Source organism: Pseudomonas sp. KCJK9000 (assembly GCF_046230725.1).
Classification (GTDB): Bacteria; Pseudomonadota; Gammaproteobacteria; order Pseudomonadales; family Pseudomonadaceae; genus Aquipseudomonas; species Aquipseudomonas promysalinigenes.
Genome location: NZ_JBJJLN010000026.1, coordinates 23347 through 39823 on the forward strand (window position 1 = coordinate 23347; position 16477 = coordinate 39823).

Below are 16477 nucleotides of genomic sequence, written 5' to 3' on the forward strand. Positions count from 1 at the left end.
CCCAGCCATCAGTGAGGAAAACGCAATGGCATATGAAGAAAACGTGAAGAGCATGAGCCGGGTGGCCGGGGAAGACCTGACCGCCTCGCAATACCGCTTCGTCAAGGCGTCGGGCGGCAAGGTCGTGCGCTGCACCACCGCCGGCGAGGCCGCCTTGGGCGTGGTGCAAAACCAGCCAATCCTCGACGAAGCCGCCGCCGTTTCGGTTGACGGCAGCGTCACCAAGATCATCGCCGGCGCCGCCATCAACGTCGACGCGAAGATCACCACCGACAACCAGGGCCGCGCGGTCACCGCCACCACCGGCAACGCCGTCCTGGGCACCGCCATGATCGCGGCCGCCGCCGCCGGCGAAGTCATCAGCATCTTCCAGAAAGGCGCCCCTGCGGTCGTCTAACCCAACAGGTTAAGGAGTCATCATGGCAGGACCTACCAGCAACAACGTGCATGTAAACAAGCCGTTGACCAACATCTCGATCGCCTACATGCAGAAGGCCGAGAACTTCATCGCCACCAAGGTGTTCCCGAACATCCCCAGCACCAACCGTTCGGACATCTACTACCGCTACGATCGCGGCGAGTTCAACCGCGACGAGATGGAGCAGCGCGCCCCCGGTACCGAATCGAAGGGCGGCGGCTACAACATCGACACCGCGCCGGCCTACTTCTGCCGCGTGTACTCGTTCCACAAGGACATCCCGGACCAGGTCCGCGACAACGCCGACGTACAGATCAACGTCGACCGCGACGCCACCGTCTTCGTCACCCAAAAGGCGCTGATCAAGCGCGAAAAGCTGTTCGCCAACACCTACTTCAAGCCAGGTGTGTGGACCCAGGGCAAGGTCGGCGTGGCCGCCAACCCGACCGGCAGCCAGGTGCTCAAGTGGACCGACGCCAACTCGGACCCGATCGCGCTGGTGCGCCAGATCAAGGCCGACATGGCCGAGGACACCGGCTACGAGCCGAACAAGATCACCATCGGCCGCCGCGTTTGGGACGCCCTCAAGGACCACCCGGACCTGATCGACCGCGTGAAGTTCGCCGGCGGCAACAGCAACAGCAACCCGGCCAACATCACCCGTGAGGCGATCGCGGCGCTGTTCGAGATCGATGAAATCCTGGTGATGAACGCCATCGAGAACATCGCACCGGAAGGCAAGCCGCCTGTGCACAAGTTCATCGGCGGCAACCACTGCCTGTTCAACTACGTGACCCCAGAGCCGGGCCTGATGACCCCGACCGCGGGTTACACCTTCTCCTGGACCGGTCAGAGCGGCTCGGGCCCGATGGGCAACCGCATTAAGCAGTTCCGCATCGAGGCGCTGGAGTCCGACCGCGTGGAGATCTCCATGGCGTTCGACATGCAGATCGTCGGCCAGGACCTGGGCTACTTCCTGCAAGACATGGCCTAACGGCAGGGGGCGCTACGGCGCCCCTTTCCCTTTGACGAAAGGAGGCCCCCATGGCCGATAACCGCTACAAACGCCCCCCGTTTAGCCCCAGTTTCCTGTTCATCGCCACCCGCGCGCTGATCCTCAACGGCACCGAGCACAAGGCCGGTGACCCCGTCGAAACCGACGGCATCCTGCTGCCGCGCCTGCGCCAGCTGTACGAAGGCCGCCGTATCGACGCGCGCCTGGACGAAAACGGCTACCCGCTGGTACGCGGCGTGACCGTGCTCGAGCAGATCCAGGCCCCAGCCCCGGAGCCGATCGTGCCGCCGGCCGACGACACCGACCTGGATACCCGCATCGGCCACCTGGTCGGCGTCATCAACAGCCTGGGCGAGGGCATGACCCTGGCCCAGCTGCCCGAGGAGGAGCTGCGCCGCCTCGGCCTTGACCTGGAGATCGAGGGCGCCGCGCTGCTGCCCCTGGACGAGCTGGTCGCCGCCATCCAGGCCATCCCGCTGGAAGTCGATAAGGGCGACGAGAACGGCCCTGACGGCACGATTCCGCCCGTAGACGGCCCGACCCCTGGCCAGATCCTGGAAGGCGCGCAGACGGCGCCGCCAGCGCCCACCCTGACGCCGAACGAAGCCGCCATCGCCGAACTGCCGGTCGCCGGCCGCTACCACGCCGAGCACCGTGGCGCCGGCCGCTGGTACGTCATCGACAGCACCACCAAGGAACCTGTAGGCGAGCCGTCGAAGAAAGACGAAGCGATCGCCCGCGCTGCCGAGTTGAACGGCTGATGGTCCGGGTCAAGGTTGTGAGCGACGGCACCCCCATGGGCACCAAGCTGTACGACGCAGACACCGGCGCCGAGCTGAATCTGCCCGTGAGCGCCATCACCTGGCACATCGACAACGACAGCCCGGGCCAGGCGCTGATTCGCCTGAGCATCGTCCAGGTCGAGGTTGTAGGCGAGGCCACCGGCCTCACCCGCGAGGCGGAGGCGCTGCCAGCATGACGATCATTGTCGAGGACGGTACCGGCAAGACCGACGCCGTCAGCCTGGCCAGCGTGGCCGCGGCCGACGCCTACTTCTCCGCCCGGGGCGACACCGCCTGGGCGGCGCTGGCCGAGGGCGAAAAGGAGGCCGCCCTGGTGAAGGCCTCGGCAAGCCTCAGCGACGCCCAGCGTTACGCTTTCAAGGGCCGCAAGGCCCAAGGGTACGGCCAGCGCATGCCATGGCCGCGTAGCGGCGCTGTGGAGCGCCACGGCGACGCTATCCCCGACAACGTCGTGCCGTTCCAGGTCATCGACGCCACCTGCTACCTGGCCGGCCTCGTTGCCCAGGGCGAGGACTTGACCCCGGCGCTCCCGCGCGGCGGCCAGGTGCAGAGCAAGACCGTCGGCCCCATCACCACCGTCTACGCCGCCGGCGCCCCGGGCCACACCGTCTACCAGGCGGCGCTCGGCCTGCTGGCCAGCCTCCTGCGCTGCGACAGCGACGTCGACGGCATGCTGCCTCAGTGGGGCAACGACGACCCGGCCCAGTTCGACGTCGGCATGCACGACAACCCGAGCCACCGCCCGGGCTTCAACCCGGCTGCGCCTGGAGACTATGACCTGTGACCATCTACGGCGACGAGATCGACAGCGCCCTGGAGGCGATCAACGAGGCCGGCGGCCCGGTCGTGTTGCGCTTCGAGCAGCCAGGCGAGCGCGATCCCGTCTCCCAGGAGGAAACCGGCGGCCTGGTCCTGACCATGAACCGCCGCGCCGTCATCCTGCCGCCAGGCAAAAGCCGGGACTTTGAGCCCGGCAGCCTGGTCGGCCGCGACGTCGTGGAGTGCTGGGTGGCCGCCAAGGGGGCCCCGTACACCCCCGGGAAGGGATGGCAGCTGATCGCCGGCGGCAAGACCCGCACCGTCTTCTGGCAATACGAGCTGGCGCCGGACGGGGCCCCGATCCTCTGGAAGCTCTACGCCGAGGCCTGACATGGGGAAACGCTTTGCATCAGACCTCTCCAGGATCATCAGGAAGGCCGGCGCCAATATGGATGCCGTCGCCGCCCTGACCTGCCAGGACCTGGGCCAACTGGTCGTCGAGGGAACCCCCGTCGACACCGGCTTTGCCCGGGGCAGCTGGCAGCCGAGCCTGAACAGCGGCACCACCACCGGCACCGGCGAGCCACTGAGCCAGCTGGCGCTGGTCACGGCGCAGATGCAGGCCGGCGACCGGTTCTTCTTCCTGAACAACACCCGCTACATCCTCCGGCTGGAGTACGGCTGGAGCCAGCAAGCCCCCAACGGCATGGTCCGCATCGCCCTGGCGCAGGCCAAGGCGATCGCCGAGGGCCACGCCCGCCGACTTCGAGGCAAGTAACCCATGAGCGAGCTTTTCAACGTCCGCGCCGCCCTTCGGCAGCGCCTGCTGCAAGTGGCCGGATTGCCCACAGGTCACGCCTGGGAGAACGAAGGGTACGATCCCACCCCGGGCACTCCCTGGTTGAAAGAGAAGCTGATGCCGGCCAGTACGGCGGTCGCCAGCTTCGGCAGCAATGGAGCGAGCGACGGGCTGCTGCGAGACGACGGCGTGTGGCAGATCACCGTGTTTTACCCGGCGGGGAAGGGCACCAAGGCAGCCGAACAGATGGCCAGCGCCATCTGCCAGGCCTTCCGGCCCGGGCTTAGCGGATTCATGACCTACGGGGAGACAACCGTGGTCAGCCGCAAGGCCCAGGCCGGGCCGGCAATGCCCGAACCCGACTGGTACGGCATCCCCATCAGCGTCACGTACTACCTGCACCGCCCCAATAGCTAAACCACCAGGAAAGGAGACACCCCATGCCACTTGCATCTGGCGCTAACGTCGGCCTCAGCTACGTCAAAGAGGTCACTCGCGGCACCACCCCCGGCTCGCCGTCCATGAAGACGCTGCGCGCCATGAGCCGCAACATCAACAAGACCCGATCGGCCATCGTTTCGCAGGAGCGCCGCCAAGACCGCCAGGTGGCCGACATGCGCCACGGCTTCGAGCAGGTCGGTGGCAGCCTGGGCTATGAGCTGTCCGTGGCCAGCTTCGACGACATGCTCGAAGGCGCCATGTCCAGCGCCTGGGTCAACGCCCCGACCCACGCGGCGGTCAGCCTGGCGGCCGCTTCCGGCACCAACAAGTTCACCCGTGCGTCCGGCTCCTGGATCACAGACGGCTTCTTCCCGGGCCTTGAAATCAACGTCACCGGCTTTACCACCGGCGGCAACAACGGCCGCGCGACCGTGGTATCGGTCACCGCCCAGGACCTGTTCGTCAGCAAGACCCTGACCACCGAGGCTACGGCCACCGGCCGGACCTGCGCCGGCGTCGGCAAGATCCTCAAGGTGGGCAGCACCCTGACCACTTACACCATTGAGCGTCGTTTCCCTGACGTTGCCCAGTACCAGGTGTTCCGTGGCGTGGCCATCAACAGCATGAGCATCAGCATGCAGCCCGACCAGATGATCGGCGGCACGCTGGAGCTGCTCGGCATGAGCGGCGGCGCGTTCCAAGGCTCGACCCTGGGCAACCCGGCCGCGGCCCCGTCCAACAGCCCGCTGGTAGCGTTCCAGGCCAACATCCTGGTCGACGGCGTCGCTCAGGCCGTTGTCACCAGCCTGGACCTGACCATCGCCAACGGCCGCTCGGTGCAGCCGGTGTGCGGTTCCCGATTCAGCCCGGATGTGTTCGAGGGCACCGCCCAGGTCACCGGCAACCTGTCGGCGTTCTTCGAGAACGCGACCCTGCACAACATCTTCGAGAACGAGCAGGAAAAAGCCATTTCGTGCCGGATGGATGACCCGAACGGTACCGACTTCCTGGCCGTGCACCTGCCGCGTACCAAGTTCAGCTCCAGCACCATGGACCCGCCGCAGGAAGGCCCGGTAACCAGCCAGTACCAGTACCAGGCCCTGGTCGACGCGGCCACCAACACCTCCCTGATCATTCAGCGTTCTAACTAACCCGCGGGCCGCTTCGCCCTTTAGCGAAATCGCTATTTCGCTAACACGCTAAAGAGCGAAGCACCGCACCAAACCCCCAAGCGAGGAAAGCCCCATGTTTCAAATGCCAGCATCGTTCGACACCGTAGCGCACGCCGATCAAGGCGCCGCCCTGGAAGTCGAAGGCCCGAACGGCGTCGTGGACCGCGACGAGCACGGCCGCGCCAAGATGATCATCTTCCTGCAGGGCTCCGACTCGCAGGCGTACCGCACCGCGCAGAACATCAACCTGAACAAGCGCCTGGCCAAGCGCAACGTCAAGATGACCGCCGAGGAGCTGGAAGCGGAAACCATCAACATGCTCGCCGGCGTCACCGTGCGCTGGGAAGGCTTCCTGGGCCTGGACGGCCAGCCGATCGCCTGCACCCGTCAGTCGGCCACCGCCCTGTACACCAAGTACCCGTTCATTCGTGACCAGGCCGACCGCTTCATCAACGAGCGCGCCAATTTTTTGCCGAGTGCCGAGGCACCATCCTCGAATTCGCCAAGCACCAGTTCTGGCTCGGCGATCGCCTAAACAACGACCCGAAGGCAATCACCAACAGGCAGAACCTGGAGCAGGTCGAACGCGCCGCCGGCCGTAGACCTGCCCAACTCGATGGCCCCGAGCTGCCGGCCGCCATCGATCACGTATGGGGCTGGTATCTGGAGCTGCACGCCGCGCGAGGTGGTAGCGGCTTCGGACCCAGCCCCATCGGCTTTACAGAAATGGCGGCCTGGGCCGCGCTTACGGGCAACCACCCAACCCCCTGGGAAGTGGAAACCCTGCGAGCGCTGGACCAGGCGCACCTAGATCACCAGGCGGAGAACAAACCGCCTACCAAGCAGCAGGGTGGTGCATGAGCGAAGACATCGCGGTATTGGGCTTTGAGGTCGACACGGGCGACATCAAGCGAGCACGGGACGAACTGGGCCGATTCGAGAGCCAGGGACGCCAGGTCGAAACAACCGCGATTCGGATGGAGCGCATGGTTACGTCGGCGTTCAAGTCGATCGCCGGCGTCGCCACCACCCTTGCACGACAGATTGGCAGCCTGGCGCGCGCCTGGTCCCTTTACGAGGTGGCCACGGCCGCTGCCACCGGCTCCGTCCTCAAATTGACCGCAGCCTTGACGTTCAACGCCAACGAGCTGCGCAAGCACGAAGAACAGGCCAAGGCCACCAGCAAGGCGCTACAGCTGCTCAAGGCGGGTATGGCGGCGATCGGCATCAGCCTGGGCGTCAGCCAGCTGATGAACTACGCCGACACCTATGGCGCCCTGCGCGGGCAGATCATGCTGACCGCCGAGTCCACCCAGGCGATGAACAGCGCCTGGCGCGACCTGTACCAGATCAGCCAGCAGACCGCTCAGAGCCTCAAGGGCACCGTCGAGCTGTACGCCCGTATGGCCCGGGCCAGCCAGGAGCTGAACCTTAACCAGACGCAGCTGGTGAGCGTCACCGACACCATCAACAAGACGCTGATGATCAGCCGGACCCCGGCCGCGTCGGCCGAGGCGGCGCTGTTCCAGCTCAGCCAGGCCATGGCGTCGGGCGCCCTGCGCGGCGACGAACTGAACTCCGTCATGGAGCAGGCCCCGCGGCTCGCCCAGGCGATCGCCAACGGCCTCGGCGTCTCGATCGGCCAGCTGCGCGCCATGGGCGCCGAAGGCCAGATCACCGCCAAGAAGATGATCGGCGCCTTGCAGCAGCAAAAGGACTACATCGACCAGGAGTTCGCCGGCGTATTCATCAGCGTCAGCAACAGCATGGCCCGCGTCGACAGCACCATGATCAACCTGGTGGGCCGCGCGGACGAGGCCGCCGGCGCGTCGGCCGTGTTCGGCAAGGCGATCGCCGACCTGATCACCCGCCTGGAGTCGAACGAGGCGCTGAACAGCACCACGACGGCCATCAACCTGCTGGCCGTCGCCCTGGACGTGGGCGCCAAGGCGCTGATGTTCATGATCGACCACCTGGACGTGTTTATCGGCCTGTGGGCCGCCGGCAAGGTCGCCGGGGCAATCCTGAGCGCCACCAGCGCCATGACCGCGTTCAGCGTCGGCACCCGCGCCGCGGCCGTGGGCGCGTCGGCCCTCGGGTTGAGCCTTGGCACGGCCAGCAAGGCCGCTGCCGGCTTCGGGGCAGCCATTGCCCTCACCAACCCCCTGGGCGCGCTTATCGGCCTCCTGAGCGCTGCTGCGGCGATCTACCTGCTGTACGCGGCCAACGCCACCACCGCCCAGGAAGCTGAAAGCAACTTCAACAAGACCATCCTGGACACCGGCCGCAACGCCCAGGAGTACCTGAAGCACCTCAAGTCCCTCAACGAGGCCAAGCGCGAGTCGCTGCGCCTGGACCTGGCTAAGAACCTGGAGGCCGAGAACGAGGCCATGAAGGGCGCCGTGGCCAATATGCGCGAGCAGCTCGAGCAGCTCACCCGCCTGCAGCACGCTTCGGGCAAAACCGGCGCACCGACCAGCCTGGCCGAGCAACAAGCCACTCTGGCGCGCCAAAAGCAGGTCGCCGACCTGATCGAGCAGGGCAGCTCGGGCAAGATCGACAGCACGCAGATGCTCGAGTCGTTGACCGCCATCGCCGAAAAGGCCGGATACACCGGCAAGGCCATGGAAGAATTCAAGATGAAGGTGGGCGCGGCCGCTGTCCAAATGGACGATAGCGCCAAGCGCGCGGCCAACTACCAGGCCCGCATCGACCTGATCAAGAACCCGGCCGACATGGCCGCTCAGGCCATCCTGGGGCTCAACAAGAACGTCACCGACGGCGCATCCAGCATGGACGCCAACGGTGAGGAGTGGTCCAAGTTCATCGGCAAGCTGGTCACTGCCCGCGACACCATCGGCATGCTCAAGTCGCAGGAAGTCGCCTACCAGGCCGCGCAAAAGGGCTTCTCGCCCGAGCGCCAGGCTTACGTGGTGGTGCTGGCCAAGCAGGCCGAGGCCCTGAACAAGTACGAGAAAGCCCTCAAGGACGCCAATACCGCCGAAGCCGCCAAGGCCAAGGACAGCGCCATGCGCACCGCCGTGCTCGAGGCAAACGCCATGCAGGCGATCGCTATCGCCGAAAAAGCAGCCGCTCTGGCGCCGCTGGTGGCCGAGGGCGTCATGACCGTCACCGAGGCCGCCAACCGCACCGGCGCCGCCGGCGCGAAGGCGTACCAGGACACCCTGAAAGCTGCCCAGGACCGCATGACCGGCATCCTGGCGACCATCAAGGCCAACACCACGCCCAGCAAGGACAGTCAAAAAGACGCCAACCGCGAGGCCGACGCGCTCAAGGACTTCATCAAGGACCAGAAAAACGCCATCGACAACGCCAACCGGCTGGCCGAGGCATACGGCAAGAACGCCGAGGCCGTGCGCGTCGCCGGCATCCAGGCCGAGGTCGAAAAGGAGATGCTCAAGGTCAACGCCTCGGCCCGCCAGCAGGTCGTCGACCTGATCAACAAGGAACACGACGCCCGAGATCGCGCCGACCTGGCCAAGACCACCGCCGAGCTGCAGAAGGACACTGCCGAGCAGCAGGCGCACGCCACCGCCATCCTTGGGGGTGAGGCCGCCCTGCGCGCCTACAACAACGAGAAGGCCATCAGCGCGGCCCTGTCGGGCAAGAACGCGGCAGCGGTCAAGGCCGAGGCCGAGGAGCTGCGCAAGGCCCAGGCGGCCAACGACAGCGCCCGCCTGCGCGTCGACCAGGCCACCGAGCTGCAGCGCATGGTCGAATCCACCGCCAACGCCCAGGAGAAGTACAACAAGCAGGTCGCGGACCTGGAGAAGCTGGCCAAGGTCGCTAAGACCCCGGAGCAGGTCGAGGCCATCCGCCGATCGCTCGAGCTGGCCAAAAAGGAGCTGATCGAGGCACAGAACCAACTGGACCCGATGGCGCAGAAGTTCGCGTCGATCGCCGGCGAGATCGAGGACGGCTTTAAAGAGTCGTTTATTTCGGCCTTCGAGGAGGGTGAGAACGCCTTCCAGAAGATGACAGACGGCATCAAGTCGATGTTCAAGCGCCTGGTGGCCGAGCTGGCCTACCAGGCCGCCATCAAGCCAATCCTGCTGCCGATCCTCCAGGGCACCGGCTCGATCATGGGCCTGGGCAGCGACAACGTGAACCAGATACTCAATAACGTCTTGGGCAACGGCAACGGGAAAACGGCCGGGATTGGCGGTCAAAGCATCACCAGCGGCACCAGCTGGCTCCAGTCCCTCGGGAATCTGTTCAGTGGTTCCGGTACCGGCAGCAGCGGCGTCGGCAGCAGCGGCCTGTCGTTTCTCCAGTCCCTGGGCAACGTGGTTAGCACCGGTGCCAGCAACGCCACCAGCTGGTTCAGCAACCTATTCAGCGGGGGCGGTTTCAGCGCCGCCAACAGCGGCGGCGGGAGCGGTAACCTCATGAGCACCATGAGCAGCCTCAACCAGGCGTATACGCTCGGGAAGGGCTTCATGGGCAGCGTCGGCAGCGGCATCAATGGGCTGTGGAACGGCGTGCAGGGCGCTTTCGGCGGCAACAGCGTCGGGCTGGGCCTGTCCCAATTCGGCGGCTGGGCAAGCGGCACCAGCGGCCTGCAGGGCGCGACCATGGCCGGCGGCAACATTTCCGGCGGCATGTTCGCCAACGCCGGCACCATTTCCAACCTGGGCTACATGGGCTACGGCATCGCCGGCAACTACATCGGCGACTGGGTCGGCGGCGGCAAGTACTCCGGCGCCCTGGGCTCCGCAGGCGCCGTTGTAGGCGCCGCGGCAGGTGTGTCGAGCGCTGCCATGGGCGCTAGCCTTGGCGCGTTTGCGGGCCCCGTAGGCGCCCTGGCGGGCGCGGTCATCGGCGGCCTGGTCGGCTCGCTGTTCGGCTCCAACAAGAAGCTGAAAGAGCAGGGCATCGAGGCCGATTTCTCCGGTACCGAAATGACTGGCGGCCGCCAGTACCAGGTGTGGGTCAAGAAAAAGCTGTTCGGCAAGAAGAAGAAGTCGATCAAGTACCTGGACCTGCCCGACGGCTTCCAGGACGAGGTCAACGACAAGCTGGGCAACCTGGCCGACTACATCGGCACCGTCGGCGACACCGCCGGTATGGACCTGCTGAGCCGCACCGCGTCCGTAAACGGTCAGTACCACGGCGGTACCGACGGTTTCAGCGCCTGGATGGACGGTTACGTCGAGAAGCTGCTGACCGCCGCCGCCCCGAACATCGACAACTTCAAGAAAAAGGACGAGACGACGCAGGACGCCTTCGGCCGCCTGGAACAGATCTTCAAGAACTACGCCTCGATCAAGGACATGGACGCCACCGACATCAGCAAGCAGGTGGAATCGCTGAACGCAGCCCTGGCCGAGGCCTCGCTGGCCTTCGAGACGGTCGCGGCCGACGCCACGAAGATGGCCGAGATCGAGCAGACCCGCGCCGCCAACCTGCGCAAGCTGGCCGACGGCCTCGAGGACGCCGCCAAGCAGTCGATCGGCATGAGCCTGACCGACCAGCAGGCCATGGCGCTGCGCGATTACGACAAGCAAGCCGCGCTGACCCGTAAGGACGCCGCCCTGGTGGGCGCGAACCTGGGCCTGATCGAGGCCGGCATCGAGGCTGGTCGCAAGGCCGTCATCGAGCAGTACCAGGAGCAGATCCGCAAGCTGGACGTGAACCTGGACCAGCGCCAGGCAGTGTTGGGTTACATGGACCGCGAGGCGTCCGTCATCGCCCTGAAAGAGCAGCAGCGCGCCGAGATGGCCAGCGCCAAGGCCGCCGGCTACAGCGCCGCGCAGCTGGAGCGCCTGGCCAGCGTCCTCGCCGGCGAGTTCGCCGACGCCATGAAACAGGCCGATATGGCCATTCGTGGCGGTAACGCCAGCATCGCCAAGCGCCTGGCCGACCTGGGCGACGACACCGAGGCCAAGCGCAAGGCCATGCTGGCCGTCTTTGACGCCCAGGCCGAGCAGGAGCTGGAGCAGGCCAAGCACAACGGCCTCGACATCGTGATGCTCGAGCAAGTGCTGGCCGCTGAGCGCCTGCAGGCCATCAAGGACTTCAACGAGCAGGCGATCGCCGCCGCCAAGGAACTGGGCGAGAACTATAAGGCGTGGCTCGACGGCCAGAAGCTGGGCGACACCAGCACCCTGACCCCGGCCGAGCGCCTGGCCGAGGCACAGCGCCAGTTCGACGCGCAGCTGGAGAAAGCCCGGGGCGGCGACAAGGACGCCCAGGGCAGCATTACCGGCTACGCCGACCAGCTGCTCAAGATCGGCCGCGACTTCTACGCCAGCAGCGAGCAGTACACGACCATGGCGGATTTCATCCGCAAGACCATCGAGAACCTGGGCAAGCAGCTGGAGCTGCCGGGCTTTGCCACCGGCACCTATAACGCGCCCCGGGGCATGGCGTGGGTCGGCGAGCAGGGCCCCGAGCTGGTGGCTTTCCGCGGGGGCGAGCAGGTCTACACCGCCGGTCAATCGGCGGCCATGGCCGCTGGCGCAACTGGCGGCGGCCAGGGCGGCGGGGCCGAGGTGGTAAAAGCCATCGTCACCACCGGTGCGGACCAAACCCAGCAACTGGGCGAGCTGGTCGACCTATTCGGCGAGCTGCAGGACGAAGTGAAAGGTATGCGCCGCGAGCTGCGCCGCATGAACGAGAAACCATAAGGGCCACCCATGAGCAAACTCACCAACTACGCCGAAACGGCGCTGACCAACCACATCCTGGGCAAGGCCGCGTACACCATGCCCACCACGGTTTACCTGGCGCTGTTTACGGCCGACCCGACCGATAACGGCACCTTGACCGCCGAGGTGCCGGCAAGCCGAGGCTACGCCCGACAGGCCATCACCAGCACCATGTCGGCCAGCTCGAACGGCTCCACCTCGCAGAATGCTGCCGATATCAACTTCGGGCCGTGCGTGACCACCAGCTGGGGCACCGTGACCCACATCGGCATCGTCGACAGCGCCACCATCGGCGCCGGCAACCTGCTGTTCTACGGGCCAGTAACCGCGAGCAAGGCCGTGGCGGTCGGTGACTCCCTGCGCTTTGGGGCCAACAACCTGACCGTATCGATCGACTAAGTCACCCCTTAACCGCAGGAGGGCGCGGCCGTGTTCAGTAGTTCGCCGTTATCGGTCACGCCCCTGGCCACCACGCCCGGCGTGGGCGTCCAGGACCTTGAAGCCGACCTGCAGGGCGTCGGCGCCGTCACCGCGAATGCCGACCGGCGCGCGGTGGCCACCGCCAGCGTCGCAGGCGCGGGCTCCATCACCGCGGTACCGAACCTGATCCAACCGCTCGATGCGGACTTGATCGCCGGTACCGGCACCTTCATCAGCGATGCCGACCTGCGCGCGGTGGCCACCGCCAGCGTCGCCGGCGCCGGCAGCATCACCGCCAATCCCGACTTATACGCCGTCGCCGACGCCGACCTGTTGGGCGCCGGCGCAATCACCGCGGACGCCGATCGCCGAGCGGTGGCCACCGCCAGCGTGGCGGGGGCTGGCTCCGTCACGGCCGACGTCGACCTGCGCGCGGTGGCCACCGTATCCGTCGCCGGCGCAGGCGCACTCGAGGGCGACGACGAGCTGATCCACGGCCCGACGGCCAGCGTCGCCGGCGCCGGCTCGATCACAGCCAACGGCGGCTACCCGCTCGAAACAGACGCAGAAATCCTGAACGGACGCGGCTGGCTGGGCGACCCCGAGGAGGTCATGCCGATATCTGGCGGGGCCTTCGGCGAGGCGCCGATCGGCGGCGGTATCCGCCAGGGCACGCTCACCGGCCTATGGCTCGACGTCGACGCCGACCTGGCGGGCGCCGGCAGCGTTACGGCCGTGCCCGGGGCGATACGCGGGCCGGTGGCCACCGTCGCCGGCGCGGGCGATATCGACGGCACCGTCGACCTGGTGCTGGGTTTCACCGCCACCGTAGCGGGCGTCGGCTCGATCACCTGCGACGCCGACCTGCTGGCAGTGGGCGCAGCCAGCGTCGCCGGCGCGGGCGATATCGACGCCGACGAGCAGCTCATCAACGGCACCGGTGCCAGTGTCGCCGGCGCCGGCTCGATCACCGCCGACCAGGACCTGCGCGCGGTGGCCACCGTGTCGGTCGCCGGTGCCGGCAGCCTGGACGCTGAGCCGGAGCTGATCAACGCGGCCGATGCCGACCTGAACGGCGTAGGTGCAGTCACCGCCCAGGGCAACGCCATCCGAGGCCCCACGGCCACAGTCAACGGCGCCGGCAGCCTGGACGCCGCCTACATCATGGAAGTGGTGTTAAAAGCCACCGTGGCGGGCGCAGGCAGCATCACCGGTACCCTGAACCACATCGAGGCACTGACCACCACCCTCACCGGCGGCGGCTCAGTGCTCGAGGCCGAGGCGGAGAAGATCAACGGCCTGACCGCCAGCGTCGCCGGCGCCGGCGCCATTACCGGGTTTGCAGGGCGCCTGCAGATGCTGCGCGCCAGTCCGGCCGGTAGTTCGTCCCTCAAGGGCAAAATTGTTAGCCTTTTTGAGCTGTTATCGACCAGCCCGACCATTGGGCGGGTGTTTACGGTCGAGATCAGCCCCGAAACCTTCCGCACCCCTGGCAAGGCCCCGGGCGCCCCGGCCGCGCTGCCCAACACCCCGATCGCCAAGCTGCTACGCAACAGCGACCAGCAACGGCTGTTCACCGTCGAGATCAGCGTCATGCAGGTGCGCGACCCTGGCCAGGGCAGCGGCACGGTCGCACCGCCGGCGGCTACACCCTTGGCCAAGGTCGCTATGGCCCCGGACGCCAACCGAATCTACACGCTCGAATTTGAGCCAGAAGTAAGGGTTGCATAATGCTTTTCGGCGCCTACGCCTTATCCGAATTTCCCCTAAGCGTCCTGGTAGGCGAGCAGACCGGCGCCTACGGCCTGACCACGCTCTACGCGGCCACCCAGGGTTTTATCAGCCAGGCCGCCGACACCCCGTCACAGACCTACTTCGAGGGGCGCCTGGACGTCCCCCTGCGCTTTGAGCGCAGCCTGATCGGCCAGGGCGAGCCCGTCGGCCAGGCCGCGCTCGGCTGGGGCGACATCGAGATGATCAACAGCGACGGCTACTACGACAGCCTTGTGACCAATAGCGCCGTCGACGGCCGCCGGGTGACGGTGAAGGTCGGTACCGCCGACTTTGCCTACGGCGAGTTTGGCGTGGTGTTTGACGGCACGGCACGGGGCTGGGAGGTCGACGAGGATCGGGTACGCCTGCTGGTGCGCGACTTTGGGTACAAGCTGGAGATCCCGGTGCAGCGCTGGCTGTACAGCGGGGAAGGCGGCCTGGCGGGCGACGCCAACGTCATCGGCCGGCCCAAGCCGCTGCTTTACGGCAAGTGCCTCAACGTTTCCGCGGTGTTGATCGACGCCACCCAGCTGCTTTACCAGGTGCACGACGGAAACCTGCGCTCGATCGATGCCGTCTACGACCGCGGCGCACTGCTCAACCCGAACGGCGGCTACACCGTCGACCTGGCCACCGGCACCTTCACGCTGTCGGCCATGCCGGCGGGCGAGATCACCGTCGACGCCGTGGGCGAGGTGCTGACCCCGGCGTCGCTGTTTTCCGGCGGTACCGGCGGCGCTTGGCTCGACCCTGGCGACCTGACCAGCATGTGGCAGGACGCGGGGCGCCTCACCAAGGTTACGGCCGTGGGCCAGCCCGTCGGCTACCTGGCCGACAAAAGCGGTACCGCCCGCGACCTGTGGCAGCCCACCGCCGGCGCCAGGCCGACACTGCAAAAGGACGCCACCACCGGTGCCTATTACCTGCAGTTCTCCGGGGCCCAGTTCATGACGTCGGTGACCAGCGCCGCCTACCAGTTCAGCAGCGGCATGACCGCCCTGGTGGCCGCTCAATCGGCCGACTGGGACGAGACGGCCAACCGCAAGCTGCTGACCACCAGCAGCAACGGCGCGAACGGCTGGGAGGTCGGCCACTACGCGGCCGGCACCAACGGCGGCATGGTCACCCTGGGCGGTGCCGCGCGCAGCGTCGTGGCGCCGGCAGCGCTGGCCGACGGCCCGCATGTGCTCGCCACCTGGTGCGACCTCAAGGATGTCGCTCTGCGCGTCGACGGCAGCGAGAAGGCGCGCTACGTCGGCGCCGGCGCCAGCGCCATCGGCTACCCGGGCACGGCAACAAACTTCTTCCTGGGCTGCCAGGGCGGCACCGGTGCTGCATCGGGCGGCGCGTACTGGAATGGCCGGTTCTATGGCGCTGTCATCCTCGATCGAGCGGCCAGCGCCAGCGAACTGTCGATCGCCGAGCGCTTCCTGCAGGACCTGGTCGGCCTGATTGCGCCGGCGACCGTCACAACCTCGGACATCCTGAACCACTTGGCGCGCCGGCACGGCAACTTGGCAGACACCGAGATCGATAGCGCCGCCATGGCCGCCTGCAGGAGCGACAACGGCGCCGCTGTCGGCATCTACATCAACGAGCAGGCCAGCCTGCGCGACATTATGGAGGCCTTGGCCAAGGGGATCGGCGGTTGGTACGGATTCAGCCGTGCCGGCAAGCTGCAGGCGGCCGTGTTCAAGGCGCCGGCCGGTGTTTCGGAACTGGAATTTACACCGATCGAGATACTGGACATCGAGCGCCTGGCGCTGCCCGACAGCATCAACCCGCCGAACTGGCGCCGGCGCGTCATGTACGCCCGCAACTGGACCCCGCAGACAAGCGACCTGGCCGGCGTGGTCACAGCCGAACGCCGCGCGGTGCTGGCCACCGACGCCAAGCTGGCCGTTGCCCAGGACGCCAGCATCCTGAACCGGCACCTGCTGGCCACCGACAGCGCCCCCATCGTCGCCTTCTTCAACGACGAGACGGCCGCGCAGACCGAAGCCGACCGCCAGCTTGGTTTGTACGGCACCGCCCGGGCTATGTACCGCGTGACCCTCAAGACGCAGCCCTTCCAGCTCGACCTGGGCGACGTCATCACCCTCAGATTCCCCCGCTGGGGCCTGGATAACGGCCGACAATTTGCCGTCGTCAGGATCAGCGAGGACGCCACGACCAACGAAGTCGAACTAACCGTATTCGGGTGACC

General features: G+C 66.8%; 14 protein-coding genes. All 14 read left to right on the top strand.

Going from position 1 to position 16477, the window contains the following annotated elements:
- The first annotated feature begins 25 nt into the window (after positions 1-25).
- The 14 genes from ACK59H_RS13425 (at position 26) to ACK59H_RS13490 (ending at position 16475) form a co-directional block, all read left to right on the top strand.
- The gene (locus ACK59H_RS13425) at positions 26-397 is read left to right on the top strand and encodes a capsid cement protein (protein WP_409264514.1); all 372 of its coding nucleotides are present in this window, start codon (positions 26-28) and stop codon (positions 395-397) included.
- Positions 398-419: 22 nt separating this feature from the next.
- Positions 420-1412: a major capsid protein gene (locus tag ACK59H_RS13430; protein ID WP_409264515.1), complete on the top strand. Its 993-nt coding sequence runs from the start codon at positions 420-422 to the stop codon at positions 1410-1412.
- Positions 1413-1462: 50 nt separating this feature from the next.
- Complete coding sequence (locus tag ACK59H_RS13435; protein WP_409264516.1) at positions 1463-2194, top strand: hypothetical protein; 732 nt, start codon at positions 1463-1465, stop codon at positions 2192-2194.
- 17 nt (positions 2195-2211) lie between these two features.
- Positions 2212-2412: a hypothetical protein gene (locus tag ACK59H_RS13440; RefSeq protein WP_409264517.1), complete on the top strand. Its 201-nt coding sequence runs from the start codon at positions 2212-2214 to the stop codon at positions 2410-2412.
- Complete coding sequence (locus ACK59H_RS13445) at positions 2409-3020, top strand: DnaT-like ssDNA-binding protein (protein ID WP_409264518.1); 612 nt, start codon at positions 2409-2411, stop codon at positions 3018-3020. The genes ACK59H_RS13440 and ACK59H_RS13445 overlap by 4 nt, the downstream gene beginning before the upstream one ends.
- Positions 3017-3385: a hypothetical protein gene (locus ACK59H_RS13450; RefSeq protein ID WP_409264519.1), complete on the top strand. Its 369-nt coding sequence runs from the start codon at positions 3017-3019 to the stop codon at positions 3383-3385. The genes ACK59H_RS13445 and ACK59H_RS13450 overlap by 4 nt, the downstream gene beginning before the upstream one ends.
- 1 nt (position 3386) lies before the next feature.
- Positions 3387-3773: a hypothetical protein gene (locus ACK59H_RS13455; RefSeq protein WP_235769017.1), complete on the top strand. Its 387-nt coding sequence runs from the start codon at positions 3387-3389 to the stop codon at positions 3771-3773.
- Between the two features lie 3 nt (positions 3774-3776).
- A complete protein-coding gene (locus ACK59H_RS13460) occupies positions 3777-4211 on the top strand; it encodes a phage tail terminator-like protein (RefSeq protein WP_405124275.1) in 435 nt (144 codons plus the stop codon).
- A 23-nt stretch (positions 4212-4234) separates the two neighbouring features.
- Positions 4235-5386: a phage tail tube protein gene (locus tag ACK59H_RS13465; protein ID WP_409264520.1), complete on the top strand. Its 1152-nt coding sequence runs from the start codon at positions 4235-4237 to the stop codon at positions 5384-5386.
- Positions 5387-5480: 94 nt separating this feature from the next.
- Positions 5481-5942 carry a hypothetical protein gene (locus ACK59H_RS13470; RefSeq protein WP_409264521.1) on the top strand — a complete coding sequence of 154 codons (462 nt, stop codon included), beginning with the start codon at positions 5481-5483 and terminating at the stop codon, positions 5940-5942.
- Between the two features lie 322 nt (positions 5943-6264).
- A complete protein-coding gene (locus ACK59H_RS13475) occupies positions 6265-12057 on the top strand; it encodes a tape measure protein (RefSeq protein WP_409264522.1) in 5793 nt (1930 codons plus the stop codon).
- A 9-nt stretch (positions 12058-12066) separates the two neighbouring features.
- Positions 12067-12477: a hypothetical protein gene (locus ACK59H_RS13480; protein ID WP_409264523.1), complete on the top strand. Its 411-nt coding sequence runs from the start codon at positions 12067-12069 to the stop codon at positions 12475-12477.
- 30 nt (positions 12478-12507) lie between these two features.
- Positions 12508-14229, top strand: coding sequence for a hypothetical protein (locus tag ACK59H_RS13485; protein WP_409264524.1), 1722 nt, complete (start codon positions 12508-12510; stop codon positions 14227-14229).
- Positions 14229-16475 carry a hypothetical protein gene (locus ACK59H_RS13490; RefSeq protein ID WP_409264525.1) on the top strand — a complete coding sequence of 749 codons (2247 nt, stop codon included), beginning with the start codon at positions 14229-14231 and terminating at the stop codon, positions 16473-16475. Before ACK59H_RS13485 ends, ACK59H_RS13490 begins: the two co-directional genes overlap by 1 nt.
- The last annotated feature ends 2 nt before the right edge of the window (positions 16476-16477 follow it).